The following is a 15,986-nucleotide window of genomic DNA, read 5'->3' as shown; positions in this document are numbered from 1 at the left end:
CCGTTGCTCTCAAGTGCCAGATTGAGGTTTATGTATCTTGCAACAGCCAGTACCAAAAGGAGCGCGAAGCCAACTGCCGCCGAGAGAATCGAACCCCCGACTGCCAACCCTGTCAGCCTAAAGCCACATAGTTATTCTAGCTCACCTGCAAACCGCCGGACATAGCAGGTCCGGCAGTGAAGATGCAACTATGTGGTCGTCTTGAAGCCTCTGAGACGGTACTCTGGAACAAATGCACCAAGCTACCGCAGACCAGTTGAAGGAAATCTTCGGCCATTTCCGAGCCCACCGCGAAGTGTTCCCGCACATCCGGCAGGACGCTCTGCTTCGGCGAATTGTTGCCGGACAATGCGTGTACGAAGACGGCGTCGTCATCACGTATCAGATTTACAAGAAGAGAACGAGAGTGGGCGACGTACAGGTGCCGCGAGGTGCGGCCATGCTTCATCAAATCGTGAACTCGAAGCAGTTCAGCGGGGCGGCTGGAAGAGCCTTTGAGAAGTTCTGTGCCGAGGTGGTCGTGCCGTCAGGCGGAGACCTGTACTTGACGGTGCGCAAGGAGAACACGACAGCGTGTGCTTTCTACGAGAGGCATGGGATGAAGGTGGTCGGAACTGTTGCGTGGTCTGGTGGGACGATTCCGGGATTGGTGTATTTCAGGGAGGAGTTGGGGAAGGTGGCAGGGCGCGAGTGAACGAAGTGAGGCCAGAAATGTGTCCAGCTACACCCCGAAGGACACAACTAGGACACAAAACTTGCCGTTTAGAATGTGATAGTTGAGGGAACCGCGAGAATAAGCCTAACCGAATCAACAATTAATGGTCGGGGAGAGAGGATTTGAACCTCCGACCCCCTGGTCCCGAAAACGTGGCTCGACACCTTCTCTGATTTGTCTTCAACAACTTACATTTCTGCCAGCCCTTCTCATTTCTGCCGAAAAAGGCCATTTCTGGGCTTATGGGTGACCTAGAGTGGGTGACCCAATCAGCGGAGCTTACCAATAGCGGTTCACTTCATTCTTCCGGTCAAGAATGGAAGGGGGGCTTGAAACCAGTGGGTCGAGGCGGTCAGCTTGTTGCTTCATCCACTGAATTCTTTTCGCGTTGTCCGATTCAGGCGAAAGGTCTGCGCCTTGCTCTTGCCAGACCCTTTCTAACGCACTAATGAATTCTCTGATTCGGGAGGCCTTTGACCACTTATCTGCCCACTCTTCAAGCTCGTGTACTTTCTTCTCCTCTTCTCCAATCTGTTTTGAGAGTTCAAGCCGTTCGATTTCCCTCTTCCTCCTTTCAATGGCATCTAATCGCTCCCGCTCGGCTTGCAGAATTCGCCCACGTGCTGCGCGCATAATTGCGCCCACAATTTCTGGGATAGCCTGTTCGAGCCTCTGCTTCTTCCGGTCATGGAATCGGACACCATGCCACCGCTCTTCATCAATCCGAAATTCCAGTTGGCCTGATGCTTCGTATTCAATGGCGTTGCGTGTCCAAGTTGGTGACTCCTGAACCACGCGACGACTCTTTTCTTTGTATCTCTCCACCACTGAGAAGGAGATGGACTGGCCGAACACGAGCGCGGTAGTTCCGTGTTTACCGTTATTAACGCTGACGGAAATCCCTTCTGCCTCAAGCGTCCGTATCAACACATTCAGCAGGCTGAGTGCCCGTTCGAGCTGTGCGCCCGATACATGCACATCGAGGCAAGGCGCTGTCTCCCAATGCCGTTGCAATCGCCCTTTATCATCGACGGTTCCTCGTCTCAGCGCTTTTTCTGCGGCAATGACTAGCTTGTGCTTCGGAGCATCCTGTGGCCACGACCACGGCCTCGATTCGAACTCCTTGATTGTGAGGTATTCCTTATCAGTCGGTTCTGGGTGTGCGGGGGCTGGCTGTTCAGCCTGATTTGTCATGGACTCGCTACGCTCGATGTACGTCAGTTTTGGAAGGTTCTTTACCTTTGGCAGAGGAGGACGCTTTAACTTCTGCCCTACCGCTTTTCTCGCCCAGTATCCCCGGCCCGGCAACGGAATATGGAGCGTTCGGCAGACCTTCCCAAGCATCACGTCAGAGATGTGATATTTAGCAGCTACCTTGAGAAGAGGCTGTTCCCACACTTCGGCGTACAGCGCGTCACGATTCCACACTGGCAAGCGACTTCTCCTTTTACGGAGGAGATGACGAAAGACGTTCCCTCTCCTCGGCTACTTAATCACTCCACACTGGGACAGTTTTCGAGTCGAAGAACACAATTTCTAGTTGTGGGAATCCCTTCCACTTCCTGCGCCTTACTTGCATCTGTTTGGCAGCATTGATGACAGAAAGGCCTTTGAACGATTCGGGGTCGTCGAACAGCCCTACCGCAATGGTCTTAACCTTCTCATTATCGGATACCGTGTCGAGGATATGCTGGTCGCTCTCATTTAGTGAATGACCAAGGAACACCAGCGGGCTTTCGATGCGTTCGAGCTTGCCCAAACAATACGAGAGATATCCACTGCGTTGAATCTGTTGTCGCTTCTTCTCTGGATTCCCCTCGGCAACGAACAGTGGATACTGCCCAGCGACGAGGCCTTTTCGAACTAAGTCAACGAGCCGGGTGCCCGTTCCTTTCCAACTATGTTTCCGCACTTCGCCACTTTCTACGAAGACGTGTAGGGCACCATGCAGGAACAGAATGGCACGATGTCGTCCTGCATGTTCTCGGAAAACGAGATATTCAGGGTCGGAATTCGGTTCTTCCTCATAGTAATCAATAGGCGCACGGAAGCCGTCCTGCTGCCTCATATGGGAGGGAGCGTGCATTGTCACCCAATAGAGCAGTAGGTCGTAGTTGGTGGTGAAAACATTGAAGTAGTCATTGAGAAATGCGATGCAGCAATCCTTCTTTTCATCCGGCACCTTGCCCGAGTGCTCCAAATGAGTTTCCGCGATAGCTTCGACCAGTGCATTCTTAATCGCTTCGAGGTCCTTCTTCATTCGAGCGAGAGCCTTCGAGTCCTTCATCTCGTACTTCTTGGCCGTCCAAATTGTGTCCTCCAACATTCGCATTACGCCTTCGAAGTTATTAGTTCCTAATCTGTCGAAAAGACTCTTGGCGCGCTCAGACAGGCCATGATTACAGGCATAGGTGAACAGATTGGGATAGTTGAACCGATTATCACAAGCGATGCTGTAGCCGTTGCCGAGCAGGAGATGCTTGGTGCCATTTCCGAGACGGTCAAGCATGTTGCTGTAGCTTAAGAGCTTTGTAGAGGGCATTGCTATACCTCGGCTCAGTTCGAATAAACGAAATTATCTGTGCTACCGGCAACGGCGCGACGGTCGTCGTTGGAAATACGTTTTCAACGAATCTGAATAAGAGTCGTGGAGGACGGCAACAAAGGATTGTGCGGAGCACCTTTGATACCCGACCCGTGAGAAAACACCCACCTTACGAAAGCGTCTACTCGACTGCCATCCACATAAGAGTAAGTGCGCGCCCGAGGAACGAATTCGGAAAACCGACTCGGGACATCAATCTTCTCTTTTCCGAAATATGCGAAACGCGTAGCAATCAGAACCCGGTCTACAGAGAGGTCATGCTTAATCTCTCTCGGCATCGTGTGGCAGCGAGCGGTGGCAATTTGTTGGTATGCCCCGTTTACCCGTCGATAGATATTATCGAAACGGCCTTTCATCTCTGGGTTACGGAAATACTCCCCGAAATCGAGGCTGTACGCGACTTGCATAATGTAAATGAGTTTGCCAACTCCGAATCGAACTCCTCCGAAGCCAGCAATCCAACTGTTGTTCGGGGCACGCTTTCTCACGTCCGTCTTGCAGCACGCCAATGTCAAGATTGAATTGGTGACACACGGAGCAAAACCAGTGTCGTCCGTCAGTTTGTATCCGTAATAGTTATGGGTGATGGCCAAGTCGCTTTCACTCCTTGTCACGTGCTGGGCGGAACAGCCTTTTCCAATCGCTATTCAAGAAGTCCCTCGTGCATTTGGCCAAGACCTCCGCGTGGATACTGTTCGCTGGAAAAATCAGGTAGGTTCGAACGGTGAAGGCGTGCGACGTAATCGCGAAGCCTCCAGGAGCAATTGCAGAGAACCGTCTGAGGCTAGCTTCGACCTGCTGCCCTAACGTGCCATTACGATGCTGGTGTTGGTAAACCACTACACTTTGGCCCGACTTGAGGAGCGTTTCAATCTCGTGTTGAAAAACGTACTTGCAGGCCTTGGTGCTGTGCAATCTAACTGACGGCGTAGCAATACCGTTGTCGGGGTCAAGGAATACGAGTTGCGAATCTGATACCCGATGAAGCACATCGGCAAACCAGTTGAGCCTAAGCTTCTGTTGCGAGGCTCTACGCACCTCTGAATAACACGGGCGTTCGGGATATGGGAGTGGGTCACTTGCGAACTGCGTCCTGTTGGGAAGAATGCCGCCGGACTCGACCCGTTCAAGTCGACGGCCTTCAATTCGTATCGTATTCAGCTTCTGAAACAGTTCGGGGGCGAGAGTAGCAAGGTTGTCAAACGTGGTGAACTTACCGTCGGAATTGTGCTCCTCACGGCCATTCAAGTACCAAATAACACCGAGTCGAAGACCAGATGCAGCGAGCGCGTTCAACAATGCATACTTTCCGAAATCTCCCACGTCGCCTACATATCGGTGTTGCACGCGTCCCCCGATGCTGCGAATGCCGCCGTCTTCTGGAGTTCGATTCCCGCTGCCTTGTACCTCGCCCAAGGGTCTTGGCCGTCCCAAGGTGAAGGCATCTTTGAGCGAAGCCCAAGCCGGTTCAGGGCTTCATCCTCGGCCTTTGTTATCACCGCTCCAAAACAGCACGCTTCGAAAAATCGCTGAACGGTCTCCGGAGTCGGACGATTCATGCGGAACAACAACTCCATCAGCACTTTCTTCGGCACAGCGTGGTCATGAATCAACTTCTCCTTTTTAGCCCGCCGTGCTGCCTCAGCCGACCAGAACTTGCATCCCTCATATTTCCCGTCAAATTCGCTCCACACCCACATCGCGTTGTCGAGCACAACGCACTTCGTGCCGTAATGCAGGTCGGAATTCAACACGAAGGCCACGTCACGGCACAACTCCTGTTTGCTCCGGTAGCGGCGGTTGGATTCTGGAATTCGTCCCATAGTAGTTCCGCAATCTCTGTCTCGCGGCTCGTTGGATTGTTTCGCGTGTTTAGTTCTGAGCCGTCAATCTCTCTCGAATCGTCTGAAGCCACTCCCTGTCAATTCTGAACGTAATAAGGCGAATTGCAGTGCCGTTCAAGTAGTACGCGTGAAATTTAGACATGTTCTGCTGCTTCAAATTCAATGCTGCCTCGTCCGTCAGCGTATCTTCCGTCGCGTATTCCAAGAACAGCTTCTTGGGGAGGTCGAATGAAAACAAGTCTCGATTCGTGTCGGGGTCTCGCAAAAACCACGTTGAGTCATTGTCGTCCCGAAAAACTCGAACCACGTATTCATTTCGAATCCCCGAGACTCGAATAGCTGGACTCGGTACAAGGAACACCGGGAAACGTGAGCCGAGTACCGTGACAAGAGCGAATCTCAGCTGGCGGCTTGCTCGGAGAAATTGTTCAATTTCGGGAAGCCGATATTCGGGCACCGTTGTAACCGTTCGAACGCGACGAGCTCCTTGGAGCCTCTGTCGAACGAATCTGCGCAGACTCTTCAGAACAAGATTCGCTCCTCCTGCTCTGTCAATTGTCGCTTCCGTAACCGAGCGGATGGCCTCCAACACCGGGCGGAAGAATGCTGAGTCTGCGAGCGGGAAAAGGTAAATATCATGAGCAAATGCGTACAGTTCGGTGTCGCTGGTGAATCCGCTGGCGGAGAACAATGCATACTGATAGTGGTAGCGCTGTTTGGGAACTCCACCGACTCTGGTCTCCCAAAACTCATTCACATCCTTGATGATTCCGACCGCAGCGCGAGCCACTGGGATGGAAACACGCGACGTTGGCGCGTAACACTTCGCTTCGACAAGAAGTCGTTGAGGGTAGCTAAACGGGTGGTGAACGACATTATCAGCCACTGCGTCGATTTGGTGTTGCCCACCTCTCCCACATACCTCAATACCCGCGCTGCCGTTTCGCAGAGTTGGGTCAGTTCGCGCATCAGAAATCGTGCGATATCCGGCCCTCTCAAGCAAAAATAACGCAGCTTCCTCCAATAACATGCCTCGAATATGTTCGAGCGTAGCCAAAGGTATCCCCCGAATTGTGCTGGAACTCGCATTCGATTTTCCTACGCGTTCTCACTACCCACAAGCCTCATTTTGAATCCGCATTTCCGAATTGGACACATCCTTGAAAAGTTTCAGCGTTCCAGAGACAATGCAGCTTCAACCCCGGAGCATATATATATGCCAATCCTCGAAAACGCTTCAGCAGACCGCATCGCGGAACATTTTGTCAGTTATCTTTTCAGCGATTACAACGGGTCGAATCACGTTCGCCGGGTCGCGGCGTGGGCGGGCTTCATCATTAAAGGGATTGAACGTGCTGTTGGTACGGAATGGTGGGCGGGTGGCGGAAGTGAAAACCGTCAGTTATGGTTTGAGCACAAAGGGAAAACTTACAAGGTGAAGTACGACCACACCCTACAGAAGACGAAAGCGCGGATTGGTGGTGTTGAGATAGTCGAGATTGGAACTGGACGTGGAAATCCCGAGTTGAGAACCGTATTCACAATAAGGGACTTGGACGAGGCAGAGGAGTTCTACAACCGCGCTCCCAAACTGTTCTGAAAGGCCCTTCCGAGGATGACAACTTGTTCGGACACTTTTCGTCGTTGTGGAACACAGACATACTCAAGTATCTGGTTGCACCGCTTCTCGCGGCAATAACCACGGCATTCTTAACAAACTATCTCGGCGCTGCTTATTCGTTCCGACGATTTAGGCGCGAAGAGTGGTGGAAGGCGAAGAAGGCAGCTTACGACGACATTGTTCGCCAGCTCTCAATAATCAAATTCAACACGATGGCCGAACTCGCGAGACGCGAAGCTTTCGATGATTTCGGACATGTAGATGCGGATTCCAATAAAACATCGTGGAGCCTGAAAGAGGTAATGTACTCCGAAGGTTATCTGGTTTCCTCCAAGGCGCTTGCAGCCGTAGAGGAGACAGTGACTGCTGACGTTACGAGTGAAGGCAGTCATCAATCATTGGAGCGTGTCTACGAGAAAGCAGAGCGTGCGATTCGAATCGTCCGTGACGAGGCACAGCACGAACTCGGTGTTATCAGTTTCCCTCGATATTGGTGGAACCGCTACCGACGCAGTGCGACACAAAGTTAAATGATTCCTAAGTGCATTCAGCCGAAGCACATCCTCGCCGCGATGGATGAAATCGACCGGGCCGGAGTGCCGTCTGGGCGTGATGCCCAGAAGTTCTTCGTGAGGCGGAACAGCACCAATTACCCAGCTAAGTATGTAGTCGCCCTTGCGCACAAGTACGCAGCGGGCACCCTACTCAGCTCGCTCGTTTTCAACGGCGGAACAGAGACGAACACATTCCTCCAGCGTCGCGGCTTCGTGATTGGCCGTTACGATGGGCAGGCTGTCCAAGCAAGGCCCCAGAAAATCCCATCGACAGCCCCAGTGCCGACTCGCCCGAAGCAAACGCAAATTGCCAAAACGAAACACACCGAACGCTGTCCCGAGTGCAAACTGAGAGTCAAACAGCTTCTAGCTGCTGTTTACGGTGACGTGCAGCAAAACCCACGGCTCAACACATCGGCAACGCTAGCGCCGTACAGAGGGACGGCGGTTTACGAAAGGTTGAAAGCTATCCTCGAAGCGCTTCAGAAACAACGAGGGCATGAGTCGTTCGTCAGGTCAGAATCGCTGCCGAATTGCGACTTCTTTGTACCTGCCCCCGGGTTCCTCGTGGAGTTCGATGAGTCGCAGCACTTTACTGCGAGTCGGAAGTTGTCACTGAGCCTCTATCCGACGGACGGCGTTTACGGCTTCGAACGCTCGCGTTGGATGGAACTTTGCGAGCGGATAGATGCCCGCGACAATACGCCGCCCTTTCGGGATGAACAAAGAGCTTGGTACGACACACTTCGAGATTTCGTCCCCCAAGTTCTGGGAATGTTCCCGACAGTTCGGCTGCACGCTGCTGAATGTGAATGGTGCGCTCTGAGTCCATCGAATCCCGACGACCTCGTCACATTTCGCCAAATTATTGGGGAGCGAACGAACTTCTGGTCTTTGGAATTCCGTGTCCCTAAACAAGCGACACTAGGCAGGTTGGTCATTGATGGGCCGTGGACGGGTAACGTATCTCTTGGACAAAAACTGCTGCACGAAATTGCTCAGAACTGGCCTGTAAATGTGCGTGTAGATTGCTTGTGTACTTGTGGGGCATTTCTTGTATTTCCGTGGCCGGATTCACTGCCAATTCAAGCCGATAACCGCTTTCCCAACGATAGAGCGATTGAGCAGTTGAAGCAGCTCGGGCAGATTACTGTCGAACAGTTGCTCTCCAATGAACTGCGGCGGAGACTTGCGAAGATAGCCGACTACATCACCGTTGGGGTGGACACGAAGAAAGCGAAAATCTCCAGCACAGACAACCACATCCCCCAGCCTCACGCAGAATTGGTGTTCGTGGCAAACCTCAAGACTGGAGACCTGCACTTCACTGGCAAGTCATATCCCACACCTAACCAAGCACGCGGTCTCCTTCGAATTCAGGACCTCGATTCTCATTTCTTGAAGATTAATGGCAAGGAAACGATGGTCTTAGGCTGCCATGACCTGACGATGTTCAATCCACGGTCAGATGCAACGGCGATGGGGTGGCGGGCCGAAGTGAAGGAACGGTTCAAGGCGATAGCACATCGCCGCAACCCCGTTCAGGCATTGCATCACCCGCATACGACAGTGAAGAGAATGACATGGCAACATGCGTGGAACGGATTACTCGCCGAGATTCCGACTGTGCAGAATTACTTGGGAACGGGCAGTTATTCGTACAAGGACAGCAGAAACGGATTGTCACGGGATTCCCTTGAGAGTGTGCTGAGTTCAACGAAGAGCAACGGAAAGGGAGGGGTGATGGACGTGCTGGTTCATCTTGCGGGAGTATGAGAGTTGGTGAGTAGTGCTGCAAGCGAAACTGGGACTTGCTGTCTCTGGATGTATAGGTTGCGAAGCAGTGAGAACCTTTGAAGCAGCACAATCCTGAAAGCCGAAGAGCGTATCCAAAGTGAAGGTATCCGACTATTTTGCCGAACTCTACGTCGCGGGCCGCCTCGCTGACGCTGGCTGGAACATCTACTTCCCGCATCGAGATGAGGGCTTCGACTTCGTAATCTCAAAAGTAGTGGATGGGGTTCCTCTGTTGAGACCAGTTCAGGTCAAGGGGAAGTACCCAACTGAACAGAAGACCGCGAAGAATGTTTATGGATATGTTGGAAAATTGAGCCAGACGCACCCTGAGATGGTGCTGGCAATCCCCTACTTCTCGGGCACTGCCTCGCAAACACCATGTTGTGTTGCTTACATGCCGTGGTCGTCTGTGAAGCCACATGCTCGGGGCTTTCGCTGCCAACCCGCCACGTTCAGAGGTAGCGTGGCGTGCCCTCGGAGAGAATTCCGTCGATTTTTCGATGAAGCGGGAATCGAACGCCTGGAACGGGCCGATTGGAATCAGGGAACCGTAGGCTAGGTCGCTCTTTTCTCTGACGCAAGAAGGCGCTACCTCGTTGCGCAATTCTGAGACGAGTGATTGCATTCCCTCTTTATCGGGCACTCAGTGCAGCGCGGGGCAATTGCGGTACAAAGCTCTCTGCCATGCGCTAGAACGTTTACGTGAAAGCTGTATCGCAGTTCAGGAATGACAATCCTCTCCAGCTCCAAATTCGCTTTTGGCAGTGTTGCGCTTTGGGGCAGCAGTTGCAGACGTTTTGCCACCCTCATAACGTGGGTATCGACGGGAAGCACAGCCCTGTTGTCGGCATACATCAGAACGCACTTCGCTGTCTTAAGGTGGACCCCCGGCAGTTTGCACAAGTATGACTCTGCATCTGCGGACGTCATCCCGGAGAGGAAATTGAGCGATGTAGTCCCACAGTCGCGGAAAATATTCTCCAGAATCGCCTTGATTCGCGGAGCCTTTTGCTCGCTGAGGCCAGCACCGCGGATTAGCCTACGCAGGGTGGTGAGCCGCATCCGCCTGACGGAATCCCATTCCGCCGCTGCCGCCTTGAGCTTTTCATATGTTCGCTCATAGCTCGGACGAGCTGTCATCTGCGAAAGAATGATGAAAATCAATTCATCCAGAGGGTCTTGCTTGTTGTTGTGATTTGGTGAGCCGTACCGAGCCTCCAGCTTGGCTGTGACGCGTGCTGCCTTTCGCGATAGCCGAGCCATAGAGCCGACTGCACGTCCCGTCAATTTACCCTGCTCCGTCATTACGCACTCCCATTATCGCCCCTTCCAGCCTTCAAGATATTGTTGCGCTTCGATTTGAGGGCGAGTACTTTGGATTTATTCCATCGGAGGCGCTGCAATATGCCGTCGCACATGTTTGGACAGACGTTTGCGACTGAACGAAACGCAAAAGCTGAACTCTTATCGTCGTTCTTAATACGAAGCTTTTCACAAGCACTCAATAACCGCGGGTTCGTGGCCAATGTGGTTGAACCGGATAGTCAAGTGGAGTTCGTTCGCGATGATTGCAGCGACATTTTTGACCACTATGCAAAGTTTCAATTCACTGCACATTCGACGCTCGGAAGAACAGAACTAGAACTGTGGGGGCAAACAACGTGCTACAAGGGGAACACGTTGGGTGTTGCGGAAGCCAATAAGACCTACGAGTTGCGGGAGAGTTTGATAGAGGCACTCGGATTACGCAGGGCATTACGGGCTGAACGAATGAAGTTCCGGACTCTGCACATCACGTGGGGGCACGCCTCCTATTGTTACGGATGGACAAAGGTCGCAAAAGAAAGCTCGTTCGACATTTCTCTTTACCTCGATGACAGCATTTCTGCGGATGACCTTTTTGAGGACCTCGACAAGATACTGACTGGGAAAGATACCGAAGAAGAACAGTACAGGGCCTTAGGAAAGTGTTGTAAAGATTGCCAGTCACCAATTGCACGGGCAGTTCGGTCGATGCTAGCTGAGCTGACGGCTTGGTATGAGCAGGGATGTCCAGCGAATGGATTAGCAGACAAACAAGCCGACCTGCTCCAAGGACTTCGGGACACCCGCTCTGGAGAACTGGCGCAAGCACTTCGAAGTGCTAAGTTGGGCGGCGCGGGCATTAAGGAAGTCGCGCAGAAGGTCCTCGTGGGTGCATCCACGTCCGACAAGTTCATGGCAAGAACCATCAAACGGTTGTTTGCGAAAAAGCCATTCCTGCAATGTGCTCTGGATGCCCTCTCCGATTGGGACGCTTGGGTGGACGGTAGCATTCCGAATCCTGGTCGCGGTCAAACTCTCCCCAGTTATATAGAACAACTCTGGACGCTTCCTATGCCGGAGCGGCTGCTAGCGCGAAGGATTTTGGTGCGTGTACACCAACCTGAGGGTGTCCGATACGCTCAAGATTTCGATGTTGCGGGAGTGACCGAGCACCGACTTTATCTGGGTGACTTCTCCACTGCCCAAAACCGAGCGTTGGTCGAGGGTTTTGAACGCAAATGCCGACGGGGCGGCATTGAGAGCGCAAAGGCTCTGCACGATGCCATTGCGAGCACCGAGGCTAAGGGCATCGTAAGAGCCTCACTGAAACTAGAGAGCAAGAACGGAACGACGATGCGCCCGAGCTTCCTCTACGTCGAAGAGGCTCTGAGAGATGAATTCGTGTTCACGTCTTTTGAAGAAGTGGGATTGGCGAAACCCATCGGCTATCAATCATCGTTTGGAACGAATGGCGTCGCATCTTACGAGAACCTAAAGGTGGTTTGTGACCGCAAGACTGGTGAAAAGCTGGCAATAATCAAGGCCAAGTATCTGCGAAAGCAGGAATTTCCGCGCAGGGCCAAAGAAGAGGCCTACGTGGGACTGACCGTGAAGCACTCGTTCTCTAAAGGCACTTTCCGAGAAACTTACCCGGGCATTCCCCTGATAATGTTCGTCGACATGGATAAAAGCATGAACCCGCCTGCGTATGCTGTCACGCGCCTTGTCACTACGGGATGGGATGTCTACTTCTCCATCGACGAACTGAAGGCATTCCTCAAATCTCAAAAATTGGCCTCGGTGAAATGATGTGTGCAGCGAACGGCCCGATACTCAGGCGAGTCGCTGAGCGCTTAGTGCCTGAATTGTTCTCGCTATTTGAGTGGGGCAACTTGTGGGAGCGACCTCTCGACCAAGGGGTCGCATTCGAGTGGACAACGACGGCAGCGCTTCTTGCCGAAGCATCACGCATCGGTTGGGATGTGAGATTTCCGCTCGCGAACCGGCATGGCCTCGGGTGGGCATTCCCGCTGAGGAATGAGATTCCACATCACAATGCCGCTCAAGCAGGGCATTCGGGACGCCCGCGAGCCGACATGTCATTGAGCGACCTTTTCGTTCAGTCACTAATCCCCAAGGCAACGTTAACGCGAAACAGGAGAAATGTGCTCCTTTTCCGTGAGGGCTGTCCATATCACAAACTGCTCACACACAGCCAGTATGACGAACGCCCAGACATATTGTTCGTAGAGGCCGAAATCCCTTGTGAACTACCGTTCCTTGAGGGGCAGAGCCTACGTTATGGAATCAACAAGAACGGGATGCCACTGCAATCTGGAAAGCTCCGTATTAAGAATGCACCCAACATCCCCATAATCAGCAGACAACCATCCGAACCTGTGGATTTGGACGTGTTGGGAGTAATAGAGTGCAGCGTAAATAAGAGCATCGAGGTCGCAAGTGGGCAGTTGGAGCGATACTCGAATTTGTTCCATTCCCGCCACTTGGCTTTAGTGACAGGGAATGGTCTTCTGCTGCCAGCCTGTTGCAATTGCTGCATCGAACTGAATGCGACCAACGAAGGCTTACTTGAGGCGCACTTTCGTTCGGCGGCGAACTCCATCCTTACCGCTTTCGGAATCGCCGAGTGAGGACAGAATTCGCTCAAACAACTTCCTTGCAAATAGAGGTGGAACAGCGTTTCCTACTTGCCTACCTTGTGCGTATGGAGTTCCAGAAAACCGGAACCAGTCAGGGAATGTCTGAAGGCGAGCTTGCTCTTTAACCGCCAGTTTCCTTGTGCCCTTTAGTCTCGGAGCGGGCGTCTTTATTCTGTCTTCCGAATGCTCGTGGTTTATCCAACTCGGCGCGGGTTCACGCATCTCCCGTTGGAACGCATTCTCGACATCCCTGTATCCGAATCGTACGTCGGGCAATGGGCCGGGCGCAAACGCACCTGTGGCAGGATGCTCACACAGCGCGAACTCATCTCCCCGTACACGGAGAGTGAAGGCAGGGTCTGAAACTGTCTTCCTGTTTCGTGGTCCTCGCATCTGCGAATTGGCACGATGCGAAAAGTACGTTCCCATCGGCCAAGGCAAATCACCGAGTGCCTGTGCCACGGAAACAAAGGCGTTCTTTTCAGTGAATAGGCCGTAATTGGAGTCCAGACGAGCAGCGTGAGACGGGATAGGCCAATCAAAGTGGTTTGCTATTCGGCTCCCGACGAAGATGGCGCGGCTTCTCGTCTGCGGTACGCCGTATTCCGCCATATTGATTACTCGACACTCCAACCAGTAACCGACGGCAGAGAAATCTTCTAAGATTTGCTGGTAAATGACACCGTCGCCAATATTCAAAATCCCCGGAACGTTTTCCATGACGACCCACTTGGGGCGAAGACGGTCTACTAGACGGACAAAGTGCTTGTACAGTGAATTTCGGGGGTCATCAACAAACCTCAGGCCTCTAGCTAAGGAGAAGCCTTGGCATGGAGGGCCGCCTATCATTACGTCCAGGGAACCGAGTTGAGACGAAGGATGCCAATCCTCGATAGCTCCGCAGTGCGTCTCTTTGCAAATGGGAAACATCTCACGGTACGTTTCCATTGCGGCTTTGTCGGCGTCGACAGCGGCGACGGGAATTCCACCAGCCTGAGCAAATCCGAGGCTAAGCCCTCCAGCGCCGCAGAACAGGTCAACGCACGTCGCGACGCCACGGATATCCGCGGCATATCTTGATTCACTGGACATTCGCAAGCTCCGTTCGAATAAGGGTTGCCCGCAAACGTGAGGGCACGTTATAGAGTTGGAGGGCTAATTCGTCAATCTCTCGTTCCGCCTCAATCTGTGAGGGCGAACTACTCAACTGTCGTGCGAGCGCTTCAATACCATCTGCTAAGTGTTTGTTCCTGGCATGAACTTTGGGTATCGGAAAATGCTCGACGTAAGCCTTCTTAAATCGAATGCGCCCGTCGTGTTGCGCGTTTCCAATACTTGTACACGAGGCTCGGAAAAAGAAATCTGCAACACAGCTGTTCAATAATCCCAACAAGAAGTAATCCTCACACGGGATTAGGAACGCACCATCAGGTACGTAAAACCCACGTGTGTCCATCACAAACCGACAACCGTAAGCAATGTCTGGAAACAAGATTTTAGGCTGTTCGAACGCTTCATAGTAACTGCAAGCGCGAAGTCCGTACCATGTCGGATGCCCCTGAACATCTTGTCTGCTGCGAAGTTCGTCCTCATGCGCTCGTAGATGCGTGATGAGAAGGGATGTATCAGGGACAATCTCCCCCATTCGAATCCGAAGCAATTGTGTCCCGTCCCAATCCACGTACCAGCGACGAACATCTACAGGACGAAGAAGCGGTTTTAAGAAATTCCGTGACTCTCCATCCTGAAGAAATCCCTCTGCGTCAGACTTGGGCAAAAGAAAAACATTCTTCTTGCCCGTCTTTATGCCCGATAAGATGGAACCAGCATATTCACTGAGGGGCACGCTTTCTTTCCGCAACAGTTCCAGAATGTCTTGCTGGGATGCTGTAGCGAGTCTCCAACCGGTTTCAGTTACCGAAGCTGCAGGCATCCAGCCACCGTTCAAAACTCCGGCGGTGAGCGGCTTCGCTTCAGGCAGTTCCGTGAAACCTACGCCAATGAATTGTGCCTGCGCACGTGCTTTGGAAACCACATAAACACTGGGGTGTACTCCTGCGCCCTCGAATACAGGAAGCTCATCGAAATCGAATAACGCCCTTACTGCAGCTACTCTGGAAACGTATTGTCTCGTCGTGCGCCCGTATCTACTCTTCTGGAAGTTTGCTGGCGAGATGAAACATAAAATTCCAGAGTCCTGCAAAGCAGATAGACCAAGCGCAATGAAGTAGTTATAGAGGTCAACTGTCCCTGTCGCAATTGAAGGGAAGCTTTCTCGGAGAAATGATTTGAACGACGGGCTAAGCCTGTCGGCACGGACGTATGGCGGATTGCCAATCACCACATCAAAAGAATCCCACTGCCCGCCGTACATGGTCGGTTGTTCCGAAGAAAGCTTCAACGAATCGGCAACCTCAAAACCGCGAAGCTCCACCGCATCAGCATTGAGTGGTATCCCGCAGGTCGCCAATGCCAACGCCATTCGAACTCGGGTCGCAGCCACCGAGAGCGGGTTGAGGTCAGTTCCACGGATATTTCGTGCCACAGCCGCGGCATCGAGCTTCCATCGCTCGGCAGTCTTTATTATGCAGATTGGAAAGACTCCCGCCCCGATGCAAGGGTCCCACCATGTCGCGCTTGTCAGAATCTCTCGAACCTGTCGCACGACCGCTGTGGGGCACGCCTCTGGCGCGTCGATGTATTGCATTGCAGTTCGAAGGTCTATTTCAAGACGCTCGGCAATCAAGGCGGCAGCCGAAAGGTCCACCATGTCCTGCGCGAGCACGTGTGGCGTTGCAACAACTCCGTACTGCAATGGGTCGTGAAACTGAAGAGAGGCATCTTGGGATATTCTTCCCAATAAGTTGGCCGTGAGGTCGTCATCT

Annotated in this window: 15 protein-coding genes; 6 read left to right on the top strand and 9 right to left on the bottom strand. The window is 52.6% G+C overall.

Annotated features, from left to right (window positions below):
- The first annotated feature begins 232 nt into the window (after nucleotides 1–232).
- A complete protein-coding gene (locus AC6IZD_RS16065) occupies nucleotides 233–694 on the top strand; it encodes a hypothetical protein (RefSeq protein WP_497784450.1) in 462 nt (153 codons plus the stop codon).
- A gap of 300 nt (nucleotides 695–994) precedes the next feature.
- Here the strand turns inward: AC6IZD_RS16065 and AC6IZD_RS16060 are convergent, their stop codons facing one another.
- From AC6IZD_RS16060 to AC6IZD_RS16035, 6 genes are all read right to left on the bottom strand, one after another.
- On the bottom strand, nucleotides 995–1,909 hold the full coding sequence (locus tag AC6IZD_RS16060) for a hypothetical protein (protein WP_497784449.1): 915 nt from the start codon (nucleotides 1,907–1,909) through the stop codon (nucleotides 995–997).
- Between the two features lie 295 nt (nucleotides 1,910–2,204).
- Nucleotides 2,205–3,257, bottom strand: a complete 1,053-nt coding sequence (locus AC6IZD_RS16055) for a DUF4917 family protein (protein WP_497784448.1) — start codon at nucleotides 3,255–3,257, stop codon at nucleotides 2,205–2,207.
- A gap of 83 nt (nucleotides 3,258–3,340) precedes the next feature.
- Nucleotides 3,341–3,934, bottom strand: a complete 594-nt coding sequence (locus AC6IZD_RS16050) for an Nmad2 family putative nucleotide modification protein (protein WP_497784447.1) — start codon at nucleotides 3,932–3,934, stop codon at nucleotides 3,341–3,343.
- Nucleotides 3,921–4,667: a hypothetical protein gene (locus tag AC6IZD_RS16045; protein WP_497784446.1), complete on the bottom strand. Its 747-nt coding sequence runs from the start codon at nucleotides 4,665–4,667 to the stop codon at nucleotides 3,921–3,923. The genes AC6IZD_RS16050 and AC6IZD_RS16045 overlap by 14 nt, the downstream gene beginning before the upstream one ends.
- Nucleotides 4,649–5,143, bottom strand: coding sequence for a hypothetical protein (locus tag AC6IZD_RS16040; RefSeq protein WP_497784445.1), 495 nt, complete (start codon nucleotides 5,141–5,143; stop codon nucleotides 4,649–4,651). Before AC6IZD_RS16040 ends, AC6IZD_RS16045 begins: the two co-directional genes overlap by 19 nt.
- Before the next feature lie 49 nt (nucleotides 5,144–5,192).
- Complete coding sequence (locus tag AC6IZD_RS16035; RefSeq protein WP_497784443.1) at nucleotides 5,193–6,221, bottom strand: hypothetical protein; 1,029 nt, start codon at nucleotides 6,219–6,221, stop codon at nucleotides 5,193–5,195.
- A gap of 159 nt (nucleotides 6,222–6,380) precedes the next feature.
- Between AC6IZD_RS16035 and AC6IZD_RS16030 the strand changes: the two genes are divergently transcribed.
- From AC6IZD_RS16030 to AC6IZD_RS16015, 4 genes are all read left to right on the top strand, one after another.
- Nucleotides 6,381–6,764, top strand: a complete 384-nt coding sequence (locus AC6IZD_RS16030; RefSeq protein WP_497784442.1) for a hypothetical protein — start codon at nucleotides 6,381–6,383, stop codon at nucleotides 6,762–6,764.
- A gap of 23 nt (nucleotides 6,765–6,787) precedes the next feature.
- The gene (locus tag AC6IZD_RS16025) at nucleotides 6,788–7,315 is read left to right on the top strand and encodes a hypothetical protein (RefSeq protein ID WP_497784441.1); all 528 of its coding nucleotides are present in this window, start codon (nucleotides 6,788–6,790) and stop codon (nucleotides 7,313–7,315) included.
- Entirely contained in the window at nucleotides 7,316–9,115 is a 1,800-nt protein-coding gene (locus tag AC6IZD_RS16020; RefSeq protein ID WP_497784440.1) for a ScoMcrA-related endonuclease, read from the top strand. It begins immediately after the preceding gene.
- 118 nt (nucleotides 9,116–9,233) lie between these two features.
- On the top strand, nucleotides 9,234–9,695 hold the full coding sequence (locus AC6IZD_RS16015) for a DUF4365 domain-containing protein (RefSeq protein ID WP_497784439.1): 462 nt from the start codon (nucleotides 9,234–9,236) through the stop codon (nucleotides 9,693–9,695).
- A gap of 29 nt (nucleotides 9,696–9,724) precedes the next feature.
- Here the strand turns inward: AC6IZD_RS16015 and AC6IZD_RS16010 are convergent, their stop codons facing one another.
- Nucleotides 9,725–10,441 (bottom strand): endonuclease III domain-containing protein, encoded by a 717-nt coding sequence (locus tag AC6IZD_RS16010; protein ID WP_497784438.1) that lies wholly within the window; start codon nucleotides 10,439–10,441, stop codon nucleotides 9,725–9,727.
- A gap of 99 nt (nucleotides 10,442–10,540) precedes the next feature.
- Between AC6IZD_RS16010 and AC6IZD_RS16005 the strand changes: the two genes are divergently transcribed.
- The gene (locus tag AC6IZD_RS16005; RefSeq protein WP_497784437.1) at nucleotides 10,541–12,250 is read left to right on the top strand and encodes a hypothetical protein; all 1,710 of its coding nucleotides are present in this window, start codon (nucleotides 10,541–10,543) and stop codon (nucleotides 12,248–12,250) included.
- 776 nt (nucleotides 12,251–13,026) lie between these two features.
- Here the strand turns inward: AC6IZD_RS16005 and AC6IZD_RS16000 are convergent.
- Entirely contained in the window at nucleotides 13,027–14,193 is a 1,167-nt protein-coding gene (locus AC6IZD_RS16000; protein ID WP_497784436.1) for a DNA cytosine methyltransferase, read from the bottom strand.
- On the bottom strand, nucleotides 14,183–15,808 hold the full coding sequence (locus AC6IZD_RS15995) for an Eco57I restriction-modification methylase domain-containing protein (RefSeq protein ID WP_497787594.1): 1,626 nt from the start codon (nucleotides 15,806–15,808) through the stop codon (nucleotides 14,183–14,185). Before AC6IZD_RS15995 ends, AC6IZD_RS16000 begins: the two co-directional genes overlap by 11 nt.
- Between the last annotated feature and the right edge of the window lie 178 nt (nucleotides 15,809–15,986).

This window comes from Koromonas humicola (genome assembly GCF_059726255.1).
This window is presented reverse-complemented; position numbering and strand designations above follow the sequence as displayed.

What these genes read in the sequence shown, in the direction of transcription:
- AC6IZD_RS16065 (WP_497784450.1), top strand. Translation starts at nt 233, where the DNA reads ATGCACCAAGCTACCGCAGACCAGTTGAAGGAAATCTTCGGCCATTTC.
- AC6IZD_RS16060 (WP_497784449.1), bottom strand. Translation starts at nt 1,909, where the DNA reads ATGACAAATCAGGCTGAACAGCCAGCCCCCGCACACCCAGAACCGACT.
- AC6IZD_RS16055 (WP_497784448.1), bottom strand. Translation starts at nt 3,257, where the DNA reads ATGCCCTCTACAAAGCTCTTAAGCTACAGCAACATGCTTGACCGTCTC.
- AC6IZD_RS16040 (WP_497784445.1), bottom strand. Translation starts at nt 5,143, where the DNA reads ATGGGACGAATTCCAGAATCCAACCGCCGCTACCGGAGCAAACAGGAG.
- AC6IZD_RS16030 (WP_497784442.1), top strand. Translation starts at nt 6,381, where the DNA reads ATGCCAATCCTCGAAAACGCTTCAGCAGACCGCATCGCGGAACATTTT.
- AC6IZD_RS16020 (WP_497784440.1), top strand. Translation starts at nt 7,316, where the DNA reads ATGATTCCTAAGTGCATTCAGCCGAAGCACATCCTCGCCGCGATGGAT.
- AC6IZD_RS16010 (WP_497784438.1), bottom strand. Translation starts at nt 10,441, where the DNA reads ATGACGGAGCAGGGTAAATTGACGGGACGTGCAGTCGGCTCTATGGCT.
- AC6IZD_RS16005 (WP_497784437.1), top strand. Translation starts at nt 10,541, where the DNA reads ATGCCGTCGCACATGTTTGGACAGACGTTTGCGACTGAACGAAACGCA.
- AC6IZD_RS16000 (WP_497784436.1), bottom strand. Translation starts at nt 14,193, where the DNA reads ATGTCCAGTGAATCAAGATATGCCGCGGATATCCGTGGCGTCGCGACG.
- AC6IZD_RS15995 (WP_497787594.1), bottom strand. Translation starts at nt 15,808, where the DNA reads ATGCAATACATCGACGCGCCAGAGGCGTGCCCCACAGCGGTCGTGCGA.